Here is a 20,689-nt window from a genome sequence, read left to right on the forward strand (position 1 = left end):
GGGGACGTGGTGTTGGACGTACTGAACAGGCCCGCTGCGGATGCCGCGGACACCAGCGACCCGAACGCGTCGGACGGCCTCTCCCCGGCGCCGCCGATGCCCTATGTGATCCTCGCGGCCGTCCTCTGCGGCCTGTACTTCCTCTACTCCTGGGTGCAGTACACGCATTTCCGCACCCCCTCCTGGGACCTCGGGATCTTCGGCCAGTCCGTCCGGGCGTACGCCGAGTTCCGGGCCCCGATCGTCGACATCAAGGGCCCCGGCTTCCACATACTCGGGGACCACTTCAGCCCGGTCACCGCACTGCTCGCGCCCCTGTACGGGGTCTGGTCCTCGCCCGCATCGCTGCTCCTCGGGCAGGCCGCGCTCTTCGCCGCGTCCGCCGTCGTCGTCGGCCGCACCACCCAGCAGGTCCTCGGCAGCCGGGCCGCCGGCATCGGTCTCACGATCGCGTACGGGCTCTCCTGGGGGCTCCAGGAGGCGGTCAAGTCCGACTTCCACGAGATCGCCTTCGCCGTCCCGATGCTCGCCCTGACCTGTCGGGCCCTGATCCTCAAGCGCTGGACGGCGGCCGTCGCCTGGTCCGCCCCGCTCGTCCTCGTCAAGGAGGACATGGGGCTGACCGTCACGATGGTCGGCGTGGTCCTCATCGTGAAGGGCCGGAAGCGGCTGGGCGCCGCGCTCGCCGGGTTCGGCGCGGCGGCCTTCGCCCTCACGGTCCTCGTCCTGATCCCGGCGGCGAGCCGGGTCGGCCAGTACGACTACTGGTCCAAGATCGAGAAGACGGGCGAGGGCGCGGAGACGTCCTTCGGGCAGGTCATCGGGGACGCCCTCGTCTCCGGCGAACGCTGGGAGATGGTCTTCTTCCTCCTCGGGATCGTCGGCTTCCTCGCCCTGCGCTCCCCGCTGATCCTGATCGTCCTGCCGACGCTGGGCTGGCGCTTCGTCTCCCAGGACGCCAACCACTGGGGCCTGCACTGGCACTACAGCGCCATCCTCATGCCGGTGGTCTTCCTGGCCCTCGTGGACGCGGTCCGGTCCGCACGCACCTCGCCGCACGCCTGGCTCGCGGCGTACGCGAAGGTCGTCGTGCCCGTCGCGACGGCGGTCGCGCTCGTCCTCGCCATGAACCTGCCGCTGCGGGAGCTGCTGAAGTCGGAGACGTACCGCACGGACACCCGGGCCGAGCAGGCGCGGGCGGCGGTGGACGCGGTGCCGGAGGGCGCGAGCGTGGAGGCGGACGTCTCGCTCCTGGCGCACCTCACGGCGGACCACCGGGTCTACTGGGTCGGCACCTCGAAGGGCGCGACCCCGGACTACCTCGCCTTCGACCTGCGCGGCTGGTCGCAGCAGGTCTCGGACCCGGCGCAGCTGGCTTCGCAACTGCATCCGGAGGCGCGGTACGAGATCACGCACCGCTCGGACGGCTTCGCGGTGCTCAAGCGGGTGTGACCCGCAGGAACGGCGGAGGGGCCGGGCCCCGTACTTTTCGGTACGGAGTCCGGCCCCTCGCGTTCAGCGGGTGATCAGTACTGCGCGTGCTTGTTGCGGTTGAACCAGGCGGCGCCGTCCGACTTGCCGACGAAGACCGCGACCAGGATGGCCAGCACGGTGTGCGCCAGACCGATGATGACGAACGGGTAGAGGCCCAGGATCGCGGTGATGATGCCGAAGACGAGCGCCGCGATGCGGACGCCGTTGCCGCCGCTGCCGAACTTGGCGCCGAGGACGATCGCGAAGACGCCCCAGGCCAGGATGAGCGCGGTCGCGATCCAGACGGCGCCGGTGGACATGTCGGCGATCTGCTGGAACTGGACGTCGCTCTTCAGCGTCGGGTCCTCCTTCGCGGCGGCGATGCTCAGCGCGCCGAGGACACCGAAGATCACGCCGATCATCTGCAGACCGCCGATGACGAAGAGCATGACGCGGGCGGCCTTGACCGAACCGGGCATCTCGGTGATCGCGCCGGGGTAACCGCCGCCGCCGTACGGGGAGACCGGCGGGGCCGCCGGGTAGCCGTAACCCTGCTGCGGCGGCACGCCCTGCGGGGCCTGCTGCGGGTAGCCGTAACCGGGCTGCTGCTGGCCCTGCGGCTGGCCGTAGGGGTTGTTCGAGTCGCCGAAGCTCATCGGGGGGTTCCTCCGTGAAGATCTCTGTGCGGGGACGACGCGGCCCGCGCGGAGGACTTTCACGGCATTTGAGCGGATTTCCCCCCGGCACTTTCCGCGGTACTTCGCCGGTCATCGTCGTCGCACCGTCGACTTTTTGTCCAGTCGATACCCGGCGGAGTTGTGCAAGTGCAATGTGTTGCTCCGCCTGACGAGCCGTCGGGCGGGAGCGAATTGGAACAAGGCGGGGGTCATCCGGGAGGATGTCTCCATGAGCGCCCAGATTCTCGATGGCAAGGCCACCGCAGCCGCGATCAAGACCGAACTGACCGCCCGTGTGGCGGCCCTCAAGGACCAGGGCGTCACGCCCGGCCTGGGCACCGTCCTCGTCGGTGACGACCCGGCCAGCCAGAAGTACGTGGCGGGCAAGCACCGCGACTGCGCCCAGGTCGGCATCGCCTCCATCCAGCGTCACCTGCCGGCCACCGCCACGCAGGAGGAGATCGAGGCGGTCGTACGGGAGCTCAACGAGGACCCGACCTGCACCGGTTACATCGTCCAGCTCCCGCTGCCGAAGGGCATCGACGAGAACCGCATCCTGGAGCTGATGGACCCGGCCAAGGACGCGGACGGCCTGCACCCGACCAACCTCGGCCGGCTCGTGCTCAACGAGCCCGCCCCGCTGCCCTGCACGCCGAACGGCGTCATCACGCTGCTCCGCGCGCACGGCGTGGAGATCAACGGCGCGGAGGTCGTGGTCGTCGGCCGCGGTGTCACCATCGGCCGCCCGATGCCGCTCATCCTCACCCGCCGCTCCGAGAACGCGACCGTGACGCAGTGCCACACCGGCACCCGGGACCTCTCGGCGCACCTGCGCAACGCCGACATCATCGTGGCGGCCGCCGGTGTGCCGCACCTGATCAAGCCGGAGGACGTCAAGCCGGGCGCGGCCGTCCTCGACGTCGGCGTCTCGCGCAACGGTGAGGGCAAGATCCTCGGCGACGTGGACCCCGGTGTCGCCGAGGTCGCCGGCTGGATCTCCCCGAACCCGGGCGGCGTCGGCCCGATGACCCGCGCGCAGCTCCTCGTGAACGTCGTCGAGGCCGCCGAGCGCGCGGCCGCGGCGCTCTGAGCGTGACCGCCGAGGGCGCGGCTCCCGGGAGCGGGGCCTCCGGCGACGAGGCCGCCGAGCGGGAGGCCGCAGCGGGCGAGGCCGCCGTGGGCGAGGCAGCCACGGGCGCCGATGCGACCAAGGCTGATGCGGCCAAGGCCGAGGCGGCCAAGAAGGCCCGTCGGCGGCGGTTCGGCCTCACCACCGACACGGCGCCACCCGAGGGCGGCGGCCGGGCGGCGCCCGGCGACGCCTCGGCGCCCGCGCGCCAGTGGCCCCTGCTCAGCGTCCTCGTGCTCGCCGGCATCGGCCTCGTGGTGGTGGGCGTCGACGCGTTCCCGCACTCCTTCCGGGTGGGCACGATGCTGGTCGGGGCGGCCCTGCTCCTCGGCGCCGTGATGCGCCGGGTGGTGCCGTCCGTGGGCATGCTCGCCGTCCGGTCCCGCTTCACGGACATGATCACGTACGGGGTCATGGGCAGCCTGATCGTGCTGCTCGCGCTCATGGTGCAGCCGAAACCCTGGCTGCGGATCCCGTTCCTGGAGGACGTCCTCCATCTCACCGTGACGTAGCAGCGGTGACGCGACGCCGGTGACGCGACACCGGTGAAGTGCCGGTGGCGACGAGCGTGTACGGCGCCCGCCCTCTCCCCCGTGGGAGGGCGGGCGCCGCTGTGATCAAGGGTCATGTACGCGCCAACGAGGTTCAAGTTCCGGCCGGTCGCTGTGGCACGGAAGTGACCATTCCGCCACCTCGCCTCCGCATCCGGGGCGCGGATCGCCCTCGGAGCTGCCATCCTTCGAGGACGCAGGGGAGGTCGCGGACAAGGGGGGCGTACATGCCTGGCTGGAAGGCGCTGTCGGACGAACTCGACCCGGACGTCCGCGCGTTCGCCGAGCGGCTCCGCCGGCTGGTCGACCGCAGCGGCCTCGGCGTCACCGCCGTGGCCGAACGCACCGGACACGACCGGAGCACGTGGGACGCCTATCTGGGCGGACGCCGTCCCGTCCCCAGGAGCGCCGTCGCGGCGCTCGCCGAGGTGACCGGGACCGAGCCGGGGCACCTCGCGGCGGAGTGGGAGCGCGCCGAGCGGGCGTGGGCGCGGATCGGCGACCGCGAGGGGGCGCCCGATCCCGACGGGTCTCGCGACGACCGGACCATGCAGATCCGGCGCCTCGAACCGGCCCGCGACTCGGCCCAGGCGCCGTCCCGGGACTCGGCCCAGGCGCCGTCCCGGGCGTCGGCTCCCGCTGCGACCGCCGACCCCCCGGCGGCCCCGTCCCCGTCCCGCCCCCGGCGGACCCTCCTGCTCTACGTCACCGCGACCCTCGGCGCCCTGCTCGTCGTCACCGCCGCCCTCCTCCTCGTCGACCTCGGCGGTACGGGCGACGGCGCCGACGACCGGGCCGCGACCCCGCCCTCGCCGACCGCCCCGACCGCCGCGCCGAGCACCGCCCTCCCCGCCGGGGTGAAGTGCGCGGGCCCCGCCTGCACCGGCCGCGACCCGGAGGCCATGGGCTGCGGCGGCCCCCTCGCGACCACCGTCGCCCGCACCCGCGCCGGCGCCGCCCTGGTCGAGGTCCGGCACAGCGCGACCTGCGCGGCGGCCTGGGCGCGGATCAGCGGCGCCGCGGCGGGGGACACCGTCTCGGTCGAGGTCGCGGGGGCCACCCGGCGCGCGTCCGTCCCGGCGGGCGCCGACACCGACGCGTACACCCCGATGCTCGCGGTCACGGCAGCCACGGACGCGACGGCCTGCGCCACGCTCGCCGACGGGACCGACGGGACCGACGGGACCGACGGGACCGACGGCGAGGTCTGCACCGCGAACTGACGCACGGTCCGGCCGCGGAAGGGTTCTCGGAGGGGTGGCAGTGAGCCGGACCACAAGGGGGTGGGGGTTCCTGGGCCCCCGGGTCCGATAGCCTGACCGCTGGAAATCTCTTCACGTCGAGACACCGATCGATCACACCGATCGATCGTCGATCGTCGATCAAGAAGGGACGTCCTGAACCCGGGGCAGGGACCCCCCACCGCCAGCTGTCTTACGGAGATCGCCATGACCCGCACTCCCGTGAATGTCACCGTCACCGGCGCGGCCGGCCAGATCGGCTACGCGCTGCTCTTCCGCATCGCCTCGGGCCACCTGCTCGGCGCGGACGTGCCGGTCAAGCTGCGCCTCCTCGAGATCCCGCAGGGCGTGAAGGCCGCCGAGGGCACCGCCATGGAGCTCGACGACTGCGCGTTCCCGCTGCTCAAGGGCATCGACATCTTCGACGACCCGAACCAGGGCTTCGAGGGTGCCAACGTCGCGCTGCTCGTCGGCGCCCGCCCCCGCACCAAGGGCATGGAGCGCGGTGACCTGCTCGCCGCCAACGGCGGCATCTTCAAGCCGCAGGGCAAGGCCATCAACGACCACGCCGCGGACGACATCAAGGTCCTCGTCGTCGGCAACCCGGCCAACACCAACGCCCTGATCGCCCAGGCCGCCGCCCCGGACGTGCCGGCCGAGCGCTTCACCGCGATGACCCGTCTGGACCACAACCGCGCGCTGACGCAGCTGGCCCAGAAGACCGGCGTCTCCGTCGAGGACATCAAGCGCCTCACCATCTGGGGCAACCACTCGGCGACCCAGTACCCGGACATCTTCCACGCGGAGATCGCCGGCAAGAACGCCGCCGACGTCGTCAACGACGAGAAGTGGCTGGCCGACACCTTCATCCCGACCGTCGCCAAGCGCGGCGCCGCGATCATCGAGGCCCGTGGCGCGTCCTCCGCCGCCTCCGCCGCCAACGCCGCCATCGACCACGTCCACACGTGGGTCAACGGCACCGCCGCGGGCGACTGGGCCTCCATGGGCATCCCGTCGGACGGCTCGTACGGCGTCCCGGAGGGTCTCATCTCCTCCTTCCCCGTCACCTGCACCGACGGCAAGTACGAGATCGTCCAGGGTCTGGAGATCAACGACTTCTCCCGCGCCCGCATCGACGCCTCCGTCCAGGAGCTGTCGGAGGAGCGCGACGCGGTCCGCGAGCTCGGCCTCATCTGAGCCACCCTCCATGCCGCAGGGCCTGACGGCCTGACCGCCTGACGGCCCTCCGCATACCCGGCGCCCCCGGACCGTACGACCGACCGTACGGCCCGGGGGCGCCGTTTTCGCGCCGACAGGCAGCCCCCGCCTCCCCTATGCTGTCCCACCGGTTCCCCGCCAAGTGAGCCGAAAACAAGGACAGTTCCGCACATCGGGGGAGTTTTGACGCAGTCGTTCGTACCGCAGCAGCCAGGGCAGCCACCGAGTACGCCACCGGGAACACCGCCCGGTACGCCCCCCGGTGCGGCGCCCGCCGTCGATCCGCGCCGCTTACCTTCCGCGAGCGAGTCGACCCGCCTGCTCTGCGCCGGCACCTACCTCGACGACGGCTTCCGGGACGCCGTCATCGAGCAGCTGTACGTCCACGAGGAGCGCTTCGCCGCACCCTCCCTCGGCTTCGACGCGAGCCGTGTCCTCGCGCACGCGCTGCGCGCCCGCCGCGTCGAACTCGCCTGGGCCGCCGGCATCCTCGCCCTCTGGATCATCGCCTTCCCGCTCACCAAGGGCCTGATCGTCCTCCTGGTCGTGCCGTTCCTCGTGCTCGGCCTCGCCCGCTGGGTCCGCGGCCGGGCCGCCGCCGCGCCCCTCTGGCGCACCGTCCCCGCCTTCCTCCTGCGCTGGTACGGGCGGATCTTCCTCGTCCAGTCGGCGCTGCTCCTGCTCCTGCTGGGCTTCGGCGACGACGAGTCCGGCTACGAGTTCCTCGGCGAGGTCTCCGAGGCGGGCGAGTTCGCCGGGCCCGCGCTCGGCCTCGCCGCCGAGGGGATGTTCGGCATCGGCCCGGTGGAGGTGTGGATCACCGTCGCCGTGCCGCTGCTCGTGGCCTGGGCGGTGGCGACCCAGCGCGGCCAGTTCGCCCGGGCGCTCACCCAGGAGCTCTCCAGGGACCGCTTCGCCGACCTGCGTTCCGACCCGGCCGAGCAGGCCGAGGGCGGCCGCTCCCGCCGGCTGCGCGACCGGATCCGCGTCGAGCAGCACGCGCGGCTCGTCATGTACGGCTCCGAGGACCCGTTCTGCGGCGCTGGAGCCCCGTACGAGCCCTGGTCGCTCTCCATCGAGCTGCGCCCCCGCAAGAACCTCGACGCCAAGGCGCCCGAGCCCCTCGACAACAGCGCGATCATGCGGCACGTCGTCCCGCTCGTGGAGGGGCTGCGCGTGCCCTCCCCGCACGGTTCGCCGCAGATCCAGGCCGCCGTACGGGACCGGCTGCGCGAGCTGGAGATCGACGAGGTCGTCTTCCTGCCCGTCGACGGGCTGCCGGCCCGCACCGCCGCCCCCTACTCCCCGGAGGGCTTCGAGCTGCACCGCTCGGGCGCCATCGAGGAGGGCGGCGAGACCCGCCGCCACTTCCTCCGCATCCGGGTCGGCGGCTGGGGCGAGGAGATCGTCGCCACGGTCTTCGTCCGCGTCCACACACAGGGCGGCATGCTGATGCTGGAGGTCGCCCCGCACGTCCTGCGACCCGTGAAGCCGCTCTACCGGTACGCCGACCGGATCGCCCACCGCTACCGGCACAACCACCACTTCGGCAAGGCCGTCTGGGCGCTCGGCCAGACCCCGCGCTCCGCCGGGCAGGCCGTCGCCACGCTCTGGCGGGCGCTCGGCCACGGCTGGCGGCTGCTCACCGCCGGCCACGCGAACGCGCTACCCGAGGGCCCCGTGGTCTCGGTCCGCGAGCTCGGCTCCGACGACGAGGCCTCCCTCTTCCAGGAGATGGACCTCAGCCGCTACCTCAAGAGCATCCAGGACCGGGTCGCGAACGGCGTGACCGTCGCGCTCCGCGAAGCCGGTTACGAGACCACCGAGTTCGAGCAGAAGATCATCCACGTCGCCGAGGGCGGCACCTTCATCGAGAACACCAAGGGCAACGTCACCCTCGGCAACCACAACACCGTCACCAGCAAGACCTTCACCACTTCCACGACCGGAGGCGACCGTGGCTGACACCGACAACTCCCGCGACCGCGGCGGCATTCACGTCACCAACACCGGCGGCAACGTCACCATCGGCGACAACAACACCGTCACCAGCACCGTGAACGGCACGCAGCCGGCCCGCGACGCGCAGCAGGAGGAGCTCCTCCAGGCCATCCGCAGGCTCCGGTCCGACCTCGGCGGTGTCGTCGCCTCCGAGCAGACGGCCGCCCTGGACGGCGAACTCTCGGACGCCGAGGACGAGATCGAGGGCACGGGGCGCGCCGGTGCGCCCCGCCTGACCCGGCTGCGCCAGGCACTCCTGGACGCGGGCGCCGTGACCGGGATCCTCGCCTCGGGCGTGGCCGTCGGGCAGGCCGTCGGCGCCCTGCTCGGAGGGTGACATGAGCGCCCGCTGGAACGACGAGACGCAGAGCTGGGAGCCGGTCGGGGGCGTACCGTCCCCGGCTCCGGCCCCGCCGCCGATGCCCACGACCGGCCCGGCGCCCGCTCCCGCTTCCGGCCCCGCCGCGCCCGTGCCGCCACCGCCCTCGTACACCCCCGAGTACGTCCCGGAGACGGGGCAGTGGCAGTACCCCACCGCGTCCCCGGCCGGGGACGCGGCCGGCCGCCCGCGGGCGCGCGGCGCGGTCGCGGCCGGGGTGGCAGTCGCCGTCCTGGCGGCGGGTTCGGTGGGCACGTGGCTGCTCTGGGGCAGGAGCGGGGACGGGAACGGCCCGGCCGCCGGCGGCCCGGCGGTCTCGGTCTCGGCCCCGGTGGAGACGACACCCTCCGCATACCCGACGGACGGTCCGGACGACGCGGAGCCCTCGTACGGCACGGACACGCCGACGGGCTCCCCGACGGACTCGCCCACGCCCTCCGGATCGGCCACCGCCCCCTCGGACGGTGTCGCTCCGCCCGGCTACCGCGTACAGAAGGACCTCAAGGGCTTCACGGTCGGCGTCCCCGAGGGCTGGGACCGTACGGAGTCCGACCAGGGAATCTTCTACAACGCGCCGGGCGGGAAGAGCCTCCTCCAGGTGTTCGTCGTCACCGAGCCCGGCATGACGCCGTACGAGGCCCTGCGCGGCGCCTCCGAGGACGGCAAGGCCAACAAGCCGGGGTACGTGGAGATCAGCCTCGACCGGGTCACCGGGGACCCGGCCGCCCCGGCCGACGCCGCCGAGCTGGTGTACTCGTACGAGCGCGACGGCGGCCGCCGCAAGGTCGTCGACCGGGCCTTCACTGCTGCGGACGGCAACCACTACGCCATCCTGGCCGCGGGTCCCGAGACCGACTGGCCCAAGCAGCGCGAGGTGCTGCGCGTGGCGCTGGAGTTCTTCCGCCCGGGCGCGTACTGACGGCACCGAGGCTGACGTCAGCGCCGCCGCCCCCCGCTCCTCACGAGGAGCGCGGGGTGTAGTGGCCGGGCGTCAGCCGGGTCGTCACGCCGATGCGGTTCCAGGCGTTGATGGTGACGATCGCGGCGATGACACGGGCGAGTTCGGTCTCGTCGAAGTGGGCGGCGGCCTTCGCGTACACCTCGTCGGGGACGAAGCCGTCGGTGAGGACGGTGACGGCCTCGGTCAGGGCGAGGGCCGCGAGCTCCCGCTCCGTGTAGAAGTGCCGGGACTCCTCCCAGGCGGTGAGCTGCACGATCCGCTCGACGGTCTCGCCCTCCGCCAGCGCGTCCTTGGTGTGCATGTCCAGGCAGAACGCGCAGCGGTTGACCTGCGAGGCCCGGATCTTGATCAGGTGGTACAGGGTCGGGTCGACGTCCTTCGCGGCCGCCGTCTCCAGCCGGATCATCGCCCGGTAGAACTCGGGGACCCGCTCGGCGAGGGCGAGGCGGGGCGCGTGCTCGTGTGCGTGCTCGTGCTCGTGCGAGGGTGCGGGGGCGGTCGTGTCTGCTGCCGTGGTGGTCATGTCTCCCACCGTACGAACGGGATGGCGCAGGAGTATGGTCCATTTTCATGGCAAACGACTGGGCCACTTTCGGAGCCGACCTCCACCTGGAGCTCCGCGGTCCGCGGCTGCGCGCCGGGCTCATGGACGCGCTCCGCGAGGCGGTCCGCAGCGGGCGCCTGGAGGCGGGCACCCGGCTGCCGTCCTCCCGGTCGCTCGCCGCCGACCTGGGCATGGCCCGCAACACCGTCGCCGACGCCTATGCCGAGCTCGTCGCCGAGGGCTGGCTGACGGCCCGGCAGGGCTCGGGCACGCGCGTCGCCCGCAGGGCCGCGCCCCGCAGGACGGCGCCCTCGTCCCCGCAGTCCCGGCCCGCGGCTCCGGCGCGGCCCGGCGCGCCCGCCGCTCCGGCGCACGACCTGAAGGCCGGCACCCCCGACCTCGCCTCCTTCCCCCGCGCCGACTGGCTCAAGGCCTACCGGCGGGCGCTCACCGCCGCCCCGAACGAGGCCTTCGGCTACGGGGATCCGCGCGGCCGGATCGAACTGCGCACGGCGCTCGCCGAGTACCTCGCCCGCGCGCGGGGCGTGCACGTCCGGCCCGGACGGATCGTGATCTGCGCGGGGTTCGTGCACGGCCTGATGCTCGTCGGCGAGGTGCTGCGCGGCCGGGGAGTACGGGACGTGGCGGTCGAGTCGTACGGGCTCGACGTCCACGCCGGCCTCCTCACCAGGGCCGGCCTCGGGACCCCGGTCCTGCCCATCGACGAACGCGGCACACGCGTCGAGGAGCTGACGGACCCCGGCGCCGTCCTCCTGACTCCGGCCCACCAGTTCCCGTTGGGCGGCGCCCTCCCGCCGGACCGGCGGGCGGCCGTCGTCGACTGGGCCCGCGCCTCGGGAGGCCTCGTCCTGGAGGACGACTACGACGGCGAGTTCCGTTACGACCGGCAGCCGGTGGGCGCGCTCCAGGGCCTGGACCCCGAGCGGGTCGTCTACCTGGGGACCGCGAGCAAGTCCCTCGCGCCCGGGCTGCGGCTGGGGTGGATGGTGGTGCCGGAGGGGCTGGTGGGCGAGGTGGTCGCGGCGAAGGGGGCCGCGGACTGGGCGTCGAGCGCGCCGGACCAGCTGGCCTTCGCCGAGTTCCTGTCCTCGGGGGCGTACGACCGGCACGTACGGGCCATGCGGCTGCGCTACCGGCGGCGCCGGGACCAGCTGGTGGAGGCGGTGGCCGCGCACTCGCCCGCGACGCGGGTCAGCGGCATCGCGGCCGGTCTCCACGCGGTGCTCGCCCTGCCACCCGGCACCGAACAGGACGTCCTGCGCGCCGCCGCCTGGCACGGGCTCGCGGTCCTGGGCCTGAACCGGTTCCGGCGACCCGGGGTGAGGGCGGACCTCGACGGCCTGGTGGTCGGATACGCCACGCCCCCGGACAGCGGCTGGCAGAGCGCACTCCGGACCCTGTGCAGGGTGCTGCCCTGACCGACCGGCGGGCGGGGTGGAGAGGGCCGGAAAGGGCCGGGGAGGGCCGGGGAGGGCCGGGGAGGGCCGGGAAGGACCGGGAAGGACCGGGAAGGACCGGGGAGGGCCGGGAAGGACCGGGGAGGGCCAGGGAGGGCCGGGAAGGACCCGGGCGGGGAGACCGCTCCGGCCCGTCAGGGCGTACGCGGGCCCCGTTCGGGGGCCGATGCCTGGTCCGTGTCCGTGTCCAGGGACTCGATGGGGGCGGCCGGCTCGTCCGGTGCCGGTGGTTCGCCGAAGCGGGCCAGGGTCAGGGAGCCCGCCACCGCGACCGCGAAGCCGAGGATCGCCAGCCACCCCAGGCCCTCCCTCGTGCTGTCCCCGAGCCAGACCACCCCGACCACCGCCGGGCCGATCGTCTCGCCGAGCACCGCGCCCGCCGTCGCCGTCGTCACCGACCCTCGCTGGAGCGCCGAGGTCAGCAGCAGGAAGGCCGCCCCGCCGCCGACGAGCAGCGCGTACCAGACCGGATCGGCGAAGTCGATGCCGTCGATCAGCCGGACCGCCACCTCCACCACCCCGAAACCGAAGCCCGCCCCGAGGCCGAGGACGAGGGCGCGCGGCTTCTCCGGCAGCCGGCCACCGACCACCCCCAGCAGCAGCACCCCGAAGGAGACGCCGAGCAGCGCCCACTCCAGCGCCTCCGAACCGTCCTTGTGCCCCTCCCTCCCCGCGGCGAGCGCCAGCATCGCGAGCCCCGCGCAGACCACGGCCACGGCCGCCCACTCCACCCGGCTCAGCCGCACGTGCAGCAGCCGGGAGGCGATGACGGCCGTGACCGCGAGGCTCGCGGCGAGCGCCGCGCCCACGACGTAGATGGGCAGCGTCCGCAGCGCCACGATCTGCAGGGCGAAGCCCAGCGCGTCCAGCCCCAGGCCGGCGATGTAGCGCCACTGGCGCAGCGCCCGCCAGAACAGGGCGACGTCGACGCCCCCGCCCGTCCCCGGCTGCGCGGCACGGGCCGCCATCGCCTCGAGGACAGAGGCCGCGCCGAAGCAGAAGGTCGAAGCAAGCGCACAAATCATCCCGAGAAGCACGAAACGACTCTAGGGCTTGAGGCCGGAAATCACCGGCCTACACTGTGCGGTCGCGACTGTCGTGCCCACGACGGTTACGACCGCGAAGGGGAGGCGACGGACATGCGGAGGCTGAGGTCGAGCACGGTGGTGCTCGGCGGGATGGGTGTGCTCGCGGCGACGATCACCGCGTGCGGCTCGGAACCGGACCAGCGGTGTGTGGACCCGCTGACCCGCGAGGAGCTGCCCAGCTACCGCTGCGAGAGCGGCGGCGTCGACGACGACGACGAGAACGGCAGCACGACCCGGGGCTCGTACTACTACGGCGGCTCCGTCCGGAGCGGCAAGGTGAGCGGCGGCAGCTTCAGCAAGTCGGCCGTCGACACCGGCGGCTTCGGCTGCTCGGGCTCCGGCGGCGGCTGAGGAGGCCCCGGCACATGAAGCGGCACACCATCGAGCCACGCCCGGACTGGCAGCGGATCGTCGAGGAGCAGGGGGTCGTCTACCCCCTGACCCGCTACCCGGACGGTTCGCTGCGTCCGTACTGGGACGAGAGCGCGTACTACTCCTTCACGCTGCCCGAGGTCGAGGCGCTGGAGGAGGTCGTCGAAGAGCTGCACGCGATGTGTCTGGCCGCGGCCGAGCACATCGTCGAGCACGACCGCTTCGCCGAGCTCGGGATCACCGACCCGAAGCTCGCCTCGCTGGTCGCCGAGTCCTGGCGGCGGCGGGCCGAACTGCCCTCCCTCTACGGGCGGTTCGACCTGCGCTACGACGGTACGGGCCCGGCCAAGATGCTGGAGTACAACGCCGACACCCCCACCTCGCTGGTCGAGGCCGCGAGCCCGCAGTGGTTCTGGATGGAGGAGCGGTTCCCCGGCGCCGACCAGTGGAACTCGCTCCACGAGCGGCTCGTCGACGCCTGGAAGCGTCAGGCGCCGCTGCTGCCGCCGGGCCCCGTCCACTTCGTCCACTCGGACGGTGACGAGCTCGGCGAGGACCTCATGACGGTCGCGTACCTGCGCGAGACCGCCCAGCAGGCCGGGCTGGACACCGAGGCGCTCTCCGTCGAGCGGATCGGCTGGGACCGGCTCTCGCGCCGCTTCGTCGACGACCGGCTCCGCTTCCTCCGTGCCTGCTTCAAGCTCTACCCCTGGGAGTGGCTGACCACCGACCGCTTCGGGAAGCACGTCCTCGACACCCTCGACAACGGCGGCGGGACCGGTACCACCTGCTGGATCGAGCCGGCCTGGAAGATGCTCCTCTCCAACAAGGCGCTGCTCGCGATCCTGTGGGAGCTGAACCCCGGTCACCCGAACCTGCTCCCCGCCTACCTCGACGGTCCGCGCGAGCTCGCCTCGACCACGGGCTGGGTCGCCAAGCCGCTGCTCGGCCGCGAGGGCGCGGGCGTCACCCTGCACGAGGCCGGTACGGACCCGTTCGTCCGGGACGGGGAGGCCTGCTGCTACCAGGAGCTGGCCCCGCTGGCCGACTTCGACGGCAACCGGGTGGTGCTCGGCGCGTGGGTCGTCGAGAACGAGGCGGCGGGCCTCGGGATCCGGGAGTCGGCGGGCCTCGTCACCGACGAGTACGCCCGCTTCCTCCCGCACGTGATCCTCTGACGGTCCGGCGGGTCCTACTCGGGGACGTACTCCCTGAGCGGCGCGGGCGTCAGGCCGGCCGCCTCGGCCAGGTCCAGGGCCCGCTCCAGGTCCTGCTTCACCGTCTCGTTGAAGTGCAGCAGGATGATGTCGCCGGCCTTGAGCTGCGGGGTCGGCGGGGTCCAGGAGCCCCAGGTGGTGAGGTCGTGCGTCCAGGTCACGACGGCCTTCGCCCCGCAGGCGCGCGCGGCGGTCCGGGTGGTCGCGTCGAACGTGCCGTACGGCGGGCGCAGCAGGCGCGGCCCGTCGCCGAACCGGGCGAGGTGCCGGTCGCGGGCCCCGCAGACCTCCGCCTGCTGGCCGGCGGCGTCGAGCGCGGTCAGGTCGGGGTGGCTGACGGTGTGGTTCTCGACGCGGGAGCGGCCCTGGTTCAGCAGGGTCTGGAAGTAGCCGGAGTCGTACGAGTAGGCGCCCGGCAGGAGGAAGAGCGAGGCGGGCACCCGGCGGTCGAGCAGCAGCTTCGCCGCCGCGGGGTCGTGGTACCAGCCGTCGTCGATGGTGACGAAGACGACGGGGTCGGTGGTCTCGACGTGGGAGACCACCGGGACGGGCTCGGGCCAGGCCGCCTCGGGGGCGGAGTGCGCGGGTCCCGTGGACGCGCCGAGGAGCGCGAGGGGGACGAGGGCGGCGAGCGCGGCACGCACGGCGTGACGCAGACGGAGTCTCGGCATGGCGGCATCATTGGCCTAGACCAACTCCCGTGTCAATGGCCCCACTTGTCCGCACTGTCCTGAGGCCGGCCCTCCGCTTCGACGCCCGGCAACCGGCATCGCCCGGTGCGGCATCCACGACTGAGCGCCGTGCGCGGTGGTCGCATCGCTTCGCCGATGCGACCACCGGCCGGTGCTCCCGCCCCGGGGGAGCCTGCCCGTCAGTCCGACAGCACCTCCCGCAGCTGCTCAAGGCCCCAGTCCAGGTCCTCCTTGGAGATGACCAGGGGCGGCGCGATCCGGATCGTCGACCCGTGCGTGTCCTTCACCAGGACCCCCCGCTCCATCAGCTTCTCCGAGATCTCCCGGCCCGTGCCCCGCGAGGGCACGATGTCCACGCCCGCCCACAGGCCGCGCCCGCGCACCGCCTCCACCGCACCGCCGCCCACGAGCAGCCTCAGCTCGGCGTGCAGGTGCTCGCCCAGCTCCGCCGCCCGCTCCTGGTACTCGCCCGTCCGCAGCATCGCGATCACCTCCAGGGCCACCGCGCAGGCCAGCGGATTCCCGCCGAACGTCGACCCGTGCTCACCCGGCTTGAACACCCCCAGCACCGCACGGTCCGCGACCACCGCCGACACCGGCACGACCCCGCCGCCCAGCGCCTTCCCCAGGATGTACACGTCCGGCACGACGCCCTCGTGCTCGCACGCGAAGGTCTTCCCCGTCCGGCCCAGTCCCGACTGGATCTCGTCCGCCATGAACAGCACGTTCCGCCGGCGGGTCAGCTCCCGCACCCCCGGCAGATAGCCGGCCGGCGGCACCAGGACCCCCGCCTCGCCCTGGATCGGTTCGAGCAGCACCGCCACCGTGTTCTCGGTGACCGCCGTCTCCAGAGCGGTCAGGTCCCCGTACGGGACGATCTCGAACCCCGGCGTGTACGGGCCGAAGTGGTCCCGCGCCTCGTGGTCCGTGGAGAAGCTGACGATCGTCGTCGTCCGGCCGTGGAAGTTGTTCCCCGCGACCACGATCTTCGCGTGCCCGTCCGGCACGCCCTTCACCTCGTACCCCCACTTCCTGGCGGTCTTCACGGCCGTCTCGACCGCCTCCGCCCCCGTGTTCATCGGCAGCACCGCCTCCTTGCCGCACAAGGCCGCGAGCTGCCCGCAGAACTCGGCGAAGCGGTCGTGGTGGAAGGCGCGCGAGGTCAGCGTCACCCGCTCCAGCTGCGCCTTCGCGGCCTCGATCAGCCGCCGGTTGCCGTGCCCGAAGTTGAGCGCCGAGTAGCCGGCGAGCATGTCGAGATAGCGGCGCCCCTCGACATCGGTCATCCACGCGCCGTCCGCCGAGGCGACCACGATCGGCAGGGGGTGGTAGTTGTGAGCGCTGTGCGCCTCCGCGGAAGCGATCGCGTCTTGCGTCCTCGACACGGGGTCTCCGTTCGTCCTGCGGCCCGGGAGCTCAGGGGTTGTGGGCTCCCCTTCTTATCGTCGCTCGCGCGCCGGAGGCGGAAACCTCGACGACGGCGCGCCCACCACACCGGAAGCGCCTTCGGCACGGCCACCGCCACCCGGAGCGCCAGCCGGACCACCAGCCGGAGCTCAGCCGGCGGACTCCGCAGCCCTGCGCGCCTCCTCCCGGTCCGGTATGCCCTCCAGCCGGAAGGTGAGCGCGCCCCCGCCCCGCGTCCAGAGGAGGGTGGGGCCCGCCGTGCGGACCTCATGGGTCCAGGTCCCTCCCGTCCCGTCCGTCATCGGGACGGCCAGCAGGTGCGGCGCCGCGAACCAGTAGCCCTGCGCCCCGTCCGGAAGATCCACCCACTCCGGCTGCGTCCTGACCTCCTTCGCGAAGCCGATGTCCAGCCGGGCCGGGAACTCGTCCAGCCGGACCGTCCGCTCCCCGTCGCGCCAGCACAGACTGATCACCGCCCGGCCCCGCTCGGCCGACCCCGTCACCGCGACCGCGTCCGGCGGTCCGAGCGCGCCCGGCACCACCGGCTCGAACCCGGCCCTGCGCCCGGCGTCCGCCAGGGGCACCGGGTCGGGACAGCCCGGCACCGCACCGCCCGGTGGCGCCGTGCGGCCCTCGGGGTCGTACCGCACGACCACCCCACCGAAGCCGAACCACTCCGCCACCGCCGCCCGCACCGGAGGGGTGAGCACCAGCACGATCAGCACCCCGGTCAGGCCGGCCGCCAGCACCCGCCGCTTCTCCCGCACCCACGCCCGCACCCCCGACCACCGCCGCCGCCACGGCCCCGGCGGCTCCGGCACGGGCGTCGGCACGTGCTCGGCGAGGAGCTGTGCGAGCACCCGCTCCGCCATGGACCCGCCGTCCACCTCGGGCACCCGCAGCCGCCGCCCCAGCTCCCGCAACTCCTCCGGAAGCCGCTCGCCCGGCAGCCCCTCCTCCCGAAGCGACCGCTCCTCCCGACGCGACCGCTCCTCCGGCAGAGGCTCCTCAGCCACGCTCCTCACCTCCCTCCAGCACCAGTCCCAGCTTCTTCAGCGCCCGGCTCAGCCGGGACTTCACCGTCCCCCTCGGCCAGCCCAGCGCCGCCGCCGTCTCCGCCTCGTCCAGCTCCAGCAGATAGCGGTGGATCACCACCTGGCGATGGTCCTCGGCGAGACCGTCCAGGGCGTCGAGCAGCCGCCGGCTCCGCTCCCGCTCCTCCGCGGCGACCGCCGGGTCCGCCGACTCCGGTATCAGCGGCTCGCCCCCGAGCAGGTCCGCCTCCCGGTCCGCGACGGCCCGCTGCCGACCCGCCGAGCGCACTGTGTTCCTGGTCTCATTGACGACGATCCTCAGCAGCCACGGCCGGAACGCAGCGCCTTCCTTGAACCGCCCCAGCGAGCGGTACGCCTTGAAGAACGCCTGCTGCACCACGTCCTCGGCCTCCGGCCCGGCGCCGCACGCCACGGCCGCCCTCAGCGCCACCGCCGTGTGCGCGCGGACCAGCTCCGCGTACGCCTCCGGCTCTCCGGCGCGCACCCGTGCGATCACCACGGCCTCGTCGTCGACCAGGCCCCCCTCCCGGGTCCCCTCCCGCGTCCTCACACTCTTGATACACCGGCAGTCGGGGATCGGTTCCCACACCTGAGAGAATGATGTGCATGGCCTCTGATCGTCCTCGCGCGCTCTCCGGAATCCAGCCCACGGCGGGCTCCTTCCACCTCGGCAACTACCTCGGTGCGGTCCGTCAGTACGTCGCGCTGCAGGAGTCCCACGACGCCTTCTACATGGTCGTCGACCTGCACGCCATCACGGTCCCGCAGGACCCCGCCGAGCTGCGGGCGAACACCCGCCTCGCCGCCGCGCAGCTGCTCGCCGCCGGGCTCGACCCGGACCGCTGCACCCTCTTCATCCAGAGCCACGTCCCCGAGCACGCGCAGCTCGGCTGGGTCATGAACTGCCTCACCGGCTTCGGCGAGGCCTCCCGCATGACGCAGTTCAAGGACAAGTCCGCGAAGCAGGGCGCCGACCGCGCCACCGTCGGCCTCTTCACGTACCCGATCCTCCAGGTCGCGGACATCCTGCTCTACCAGGCCAACGAGGTCCCGGTCGGCGAGGACCAGCGCCAGCACATCGAGCTGACCCGTGACCTCGCGGAGCGCTTCAACGGCCGCTTCGGCGACACCTTCACCGTCCCCAAGCCGTACATCGTCAAGGAGACCGGGAAGATCTACGACCTCCAGGACCCGACGATCAAGATGAGCAAGTCGGCGTCCACGCCGAAGGGCCTGATCAACCTCCTGGACGAGCCGAAGGTCACCGCGAAGAAGGTCAAGAGCGCGGTCACGGACACGGACACCGTGATCCGCTTCGACCCGGAGCACAAGGCGGGCGTCTCCAACCTCCTCACCATCCTGTCCACGCTCTCCGGCACGAGCGTCGCCGACCTGGAGAAGAGCTACGAGGGCAAGATGTACGGCGCACTGAAGACGGACCTGGCCGAGGTCATGGTGGACTTCGTCACGCCGTTCCGGGCCCGCACCCAGGAATACCTGGACGACCCGGAGACGCTGGACTCGATCCTGGCCAAGGGCGCGGAGAAGGCCCGCGCGGTCGCGGCCGAGACGCTGGCGCAGACCTACGACCGGATGGGCTTCCTGCCCGCCAAGCACTGAGTCCCGGGACCCTGGCCACGAGGGTGGTGCAGGACGCACACTGGCGGCTGCACCACCACAAGCACACGACTCGACGGACGACGGAGGAGAACGACGTGGGGACCGTAACGCTCGGCGTTTCGATCGCGGTCCCGGAGCCCTACGGCAGCCTGCTCCAGGAGCGGCGCGCTGGCTTCGGGGATCCCGCCGCGCACGGCATCCCCACGCACGTCACCCTCGTCCCGCCGACCGAGGTCGCGGAGGAGCGGCTCCCGGAGATCGAGGCGCACCTCGCCGGGGTCGCCGCCGGATACCAGCCGTTCCCCGTCCGCCTGCGGGGCACGGGGACGTTCCGCCCGCTCTCCCCGGTCGTCTTCGTCAAGCTCGCCGAGGGCGTGCCCCTCTGCAACCGGCTCCAGCACCAGATCCGGGACGAGGCGGGACCGCTCGCGCGCGAGCTCCAGTTCCCGTACCACCCGCACGTCACCGTGGCGCACGCCATCTCCGAGGAGGGGATGGACCGGGCGTTCGAGGAGCTCGCCGGGTACGAGGCGGCCTGGACGTGCCGCTCGTTCGCGCTGTACGAGCAGGGCCCGGACGGCGTGTGGCGGAAGCTGTACGACTACGAGTTCGGGAGCGGCCGCCCGATCTCGGCCGTCCCGACGCAGGGCGGCAGCCCCGTCGACACGCCGTCCGCCACCCCCGCCGGCTGACCCTCCCCGCTCCCGCTCCCGCCGCTCGTTCACACGGGCAGGAGGCGGAAGAGCGGCCTCGGCAGGTGCCGTACCGCCGCCATCACCATCCGCAGCGCCCCCGGCACCCACACCGTCTCCGAGCGGCGCCGAAGCCCCAGCTCGATCGCGGTCGCGACCTCCTCGGGAGTCGTCACGAAGCCGGACCGCCGGGCGCCCGACCGCCCGGAGCCGGAGCTACCGGCGGCGGCCCCGGGCCCTTCGGCCGCGGACCGCACGGACCCGGACCGCACGGACCCGGGCCGGACGGACCCGGGCCGGACGGACCCGGACCGCACGGATCCGGGCCGGACGACCATGACATGCACACCCGTGCCGTACAGCGCGTCCCCGAGGCCCTGGGTGAAGACGTCGAGACCCGCCTTCGACGACCCGTAGATGAAGTCGACGCGCCGGGCCCGCTCGCCCGCCACCGAGGACAGCACCACCAGCGAGCCGTGCCCCTGCGCCTGGAGCGCGCCCGCGCACACCAGACCGGCCGAGACGGCGCCCGTGTAGTTGGTCTGTGCGACGCGGACGGCGGCGACGGGGTCGGACTCGTCGTGCGCCTGGTCGCCCAGGACCCCGAAGGCGAGCAGGACCACGTCGACGGGCCCCTCCGTGAAGATCTTGCCGAGCCGCTCCTCGTGCGACTCGGTGTCGAGCGCGTCGAAGGGGACGGTGTGCACGTCCGTGCCGAGCGCGCGCAGCGAGTCCGCGGCGGCGGTGAGCGCGGGGGAGGGGCGGCCGGCCAGCCAGACCGTGCGGACGCCGCGGGTGATCATCCGGCGCGCGGTGGCGAGCCCGATCGCGGAGGTGCCGCCGAGGACGAGCAGGGACTGCGGGGTGCCGAAGGCGTCCTTCATCGTGGGGTAC

General features: G+C 73.1%; 21 protein-coding genes and 2 pseudogenes. 13 read left to right on the plus strand and 10 right to left on the minus strand.

Annotated features, from left to right (window positions below; translation table 11 throughout):
• Positions 1 to 9 precede the first annotated feature (9 nt).
• On the plus strand, positions 10 to 1,452 hold the full coding sequence (locus IE124_RS30760) for a DUF2079 domain-containing protein (RefSeq protein ID WP_370468843.1): 1,443 nt from the start codon (positions 10 to 12) through the stop codon (positions 1,450 to 1,452).
• Positions 1,453 to 1,526: 74 nt separating this feature from the next.
• Here the strand turns inward: IE124_RS30760 and IE124_RS30765 are convergent, their stop codons facing one another.
• On the minus strand, positions 1,527 to 2,129 hold the full coding sequence (locus tag IE124_RS30765) for a hypothetical protein (protein ID WP_189512741.1): 603 nt from the start codon (positions 2,127 to 2,129) through the stop codon (positions 1,527 to 1,529).
• 250 nt (positions 2,130 to 2,379) lie between these two features.
• On the opposite strand from IE124_RS30765, the gene IE124_RS30770 reads away from it, so the two are divergent.
• The 4 genes from IE124_RS30770 (at position 2,380) to IE124_RS30785 (ending at position 6,268) form a co-directional block, all read left to right on the plus strand.
• Entirely contained in the window at positions 2,380 to 3,240 is an 861-nt protein-coding gene (locus IE124_RS30770) for a bifunctional methylenetetrahydrofolate dehydrogenase/methenyltetrahydrofolate cyclohydrolase (protein ID WP_055641755.1), read from the plus strand.
• 2 nt (positions 3,241 to 3,242) lie between these two features.
• Positions 3,243 to 3,791 carry a DUF3017 domain-containing protein gene (locus IE124_RS30775; RefSeq protein WP_370468844.1) on the plus strand — a complete coding sequence of 183 codons (549 nt, stop codon included), beginning with the start codon at positions 3,243 to 3,245 and terminating at the stop codon, positions 3,789 to 3,791.
• Between the two features lie 266 nt (positions 3,792 to 4,057).
• On the plus strand, positions 4,058 to 5,053 hold the full coding sequence (locus IE124_RS30780) for a helix-turn-helix domain-containing protein (RefSeq protein ID WP_189512743.1): 996 nt from the start codon (positions 4,058 to 4,060) through the stop codon (positions 5,051 to 5,053).
• 225 nt (positions 5,054 to 5,278) lie between these two features.
• Positions 5,279 to 6,268, plus strand: a complete 990-nt coding sequence (locus IE124_RS30785) for a malate dehydrogenase (RefSeq protein ID WP_189512745.1) — start codon at positions 5,279 to 5,281, stop codon at positions 6,266 to 6,268.
• A gap of 312 nt (positions 6,269 to 6,580) precedes the next feature.
• Here IE124_RS30785 and IE124_RS36105 read toward each other — a convergent pair whose 3' ends face one another.
• Positions 6,581 to 7,288, minus strand: a complete 708-nt coding sequence (locus IE124_RS36105; protein WP_502266934.1) for a hypothetical protein — start codon at positions 7,286 to 7,288, stop codon at positions 6,581 to 6,583.
• A 12-nt stretch (positions 7,289 to 7,300) separates the two neighbouring features.
• Here IE124_RS36105 and IE124_RS36110 point away from each other — a divergent pair, with 12 nt between their 5' ends.
• Genes IE124_RS36110 through IE124_RS30800 form a run of 3 tightly spaced genes read left to right on the plus strand, consistent with a single transcriptional unit; the run spans position 7,301 to position 9,588 of the window.
• Positions 7,301 to 8,254 carry an AbeC-like domain-containing protein gene (locus tag IE124_RS36110; protein ID WP_502266935.1) on the plus strand — a complete coding sequence of 318 codons (954 nt, stop codon included), beginning with the start codon at positions 7,301 to 7,303 and terminating at the stop codon, positions 8,252 to 8,254.
• Positions 8,247 to 8,627, plus strand: a complete 381-nt coding sequence (locus tag IE124_RS30795) for a hypothetical protein (protein WP_189512747.1) — start codon at positions 8,247 to 8,249, stop codon at positions 8,625 to 8,627. The genes IE124_RS36110 and IE124_RS30795 overlap by 8 nt, the downstream gene beginning before the upstream one ends.
• Position 8,628: 1 nt before the next feature.
• A complete protein-coding gene (locus IE124_RS30800; RefSeq protein WP_189512749.1) occupies positions 8,629 to 9,588 on the plus strand; it encodes a serine/threonine kinase C-terminal domain-containing protein in 960 nt (319 codons plus the stop codon).
• 40 nt (positions 9,589 to 9,628) lie between these two features.
• Here the strand turns inward: IE124_RS30800 and IE124_RS30805 are convergent, their stop codons facing one another.
• The gene (locus tag IE124_RS30805) at positions 9,629 to 10,153 is read right to left on the minus strand and encodes a carboxymuconolactone decarboxylase family protein (protein WP_189512751.1); all 525 of its coding nucleotides are present in this window, start codon (positions 10,151 to 10,153) and stop codon (positions 9,629 to 9,631) included.
• A 47-nt stretch (positions 10,154 to 10,200) separates the two neighbouring features.
• Between IE124_RS30805 and pdxR the strand changes: the two genes are divergently transcribed.
• Entirely contained in the window at positions 10,201 to 11,613 is a 1,413-nt protein-coding gene (gene pdxR / locus IE124_RS30810) for a MocR-like pyridoxine biosynthesis transcription factor PdxR (protein ID WP_189512753.1), read from the plus strand.
• Between the two features lie 173 nt (positions 11,614 to 11,786).
• Here the strand turns inward: pdxR and IE124_RS30815 are convergent, their stop codons facing one another.
• Positions 11,787 to 12,677 carry a DMT family transporter gene (locus IE124_RS30815; RefSeq protein ID WP_229833045.1) on the minus strand — a complete coding sequence of 297 codons (891 nt, stop codon included), beginning with the start codon at positions 12,675 to 12,677 and terminating at the stop codon, positions 11,787 to 11,789.
• 114 nt (positions 12,678 to 12,791) lie between these two features.
• Between IE124_RS30815 and IE124_RS30820 the strand changes: the two genes are divergently transcribed.
• Positions 12,792 to 13,091, plus strand: coding sequence for a hypothetical protein (locus IE124_RS30820; protein WP_189512757.1), 300 nt, complete (start codon positions 12,792 to 12,794; stop codon positions 13,089 to 13,091).
• 14 nt (positions 13,092 to 13,105) lie between these two features.
• Positions 13,106 to 14,290, plus strand: coding sequence for a glutathionylspermidine synthase family protein (locus IE124_RS30825; protein ID WP_189512759.1), 1,185 nt, complete (start codon positions 13,106 to 13,108; stop codon positions 14,288 to 14,290).
• 14 nt (positions 14,291 to 14,304) lie between these two features.
• Here IE124_RS30825 and IE124_RS30830 read toward each other — a convergent pair whose 3' ends face one another.
• The 4 genes from IE124_RS30830 to IE124_RS30845 all read right to left on the minus strand — a co-directional run bounded on the left by IE124_RS30830 (position 14,305) and on the right by IE124_RS30845 (position 18,033).
• Positions 14,305 to 15,000, minus strand: a complete 696-nt coding sequence (locus IE124_RS30830; protein ID WP_189512761.1) for a polysaccharide deacetylase family protein — start codon at positions 14,998 to 15,000, stop codon at positions 14,305 to 14,307.
• A gap of 200 nt (positions 15,001 to 15,200) precedes the next feature.
• Positions 15,201 to 16,406 carry an ornithine--oxo-acid transaminase gene (gene rocD, locus IE124_RS30835; RefSeq protein ID WP_189512763.1) on the minus strand — a complete coding sequence of 402 codons (1,206 nt, stop codon included), beginning with the start codon at positions 16,404 to 16,406 and terminating at the stop codon, positions 15,201 to 15,203.
• 171 nt (positions 16,407 to 16,577) lie between these two features.
• The gene (locus IE124_RS30840) at positions 16,578 to 17,378 is read right to left on the minus strand and encodes a hypothetical protein (RefSeq protein WP_229833056.1); all 801 of its coding nucleotides are present in this window, start codon (positions 17,376 to 17,378) and stop codon (positions 16,578 to 16,580) included.
• Between the two features lie 58 nt (positions 17,379 to 17,436).
• On the minus strand, positions 17,437 to 18,033 hold the full coding sequence (locus tag IE124_RS30845) for an RNA polymerase sigma factor (protein WP_229833047.1): 597 nt from the start codon (positions 18,031 to 18,033) through the stop codon (positions 17,437 to 17,439).
• 56 nt (positions 18,034 to 18,089) lie between these two features.
• Between IE124_RS30845 and trpS the strand changes: the two genes are divergently transcribed.
• Both trpS and IE124_RS30855 read left to right on the plus strand, forming a co-directional pair.
• A complete protein-coding gene (gene trpS / locus IE124_RS30850; RefSeq protein WP_189512769.1) occupies positions 18,090 to 19,103 on the plus strand; it encodes a tryptophan--tRNA ligase in 1,014 nt (337 codons plus the stop codon).
• Between the two features lie 95 nt (positions 19,104 to 19,198).
• Positions 19,199 to 19,795, plus strand: coding sequence for a 2'-5' RNA ligase family protein (locus tag IE124_RS30855; protein ID WP_189512771.1), 597 nt, complete (start codon positions 19,199 to 19,201; stop codon positions 19,793 to 19,795).
• Positions 19,796 to 19,824: 29 nt separating this feature from the next.
• Here the strand turns inward: IE124_RS30855 and IE124_RS36050 are convergent.
• Together IE124_RS36050 and dprE2 are read right to left on the minus strand one after the other, a co-directional pair.
• Positions 19,825 to 19,971: pseudogene (locus IE124_RS36050) on the minus strand (decaprenylphospho-beta-D-erythro-pentofuranosid-2-ulose 2-reductase); the annotation flags it as partial.
• A gap of 128 nt (positions 19,972 to 20,099) precedes the next feature.
• Positions 20,100 to 20,679: pseudogene (dprE2, locus tag IE124_RS30860) on the minus strand (decaprenylphospho-beta-D-erythro-pentofuranosid-2-ulose 2-reductase); the annotation flags it as partial.
• Positions 20,680 to 20,689 lie beyond the last annotated feature (10 nt).

Source organism: Streptomyces narbonensis (assembly GCF_014649015.1).
Classification (GTDB): domain Bacteria; phylum Actinomycetota; class Actinomycetes; order Streptomycetales; family Streptomycetaceae; genus Streptomyces; species Streptomyces narbonensis.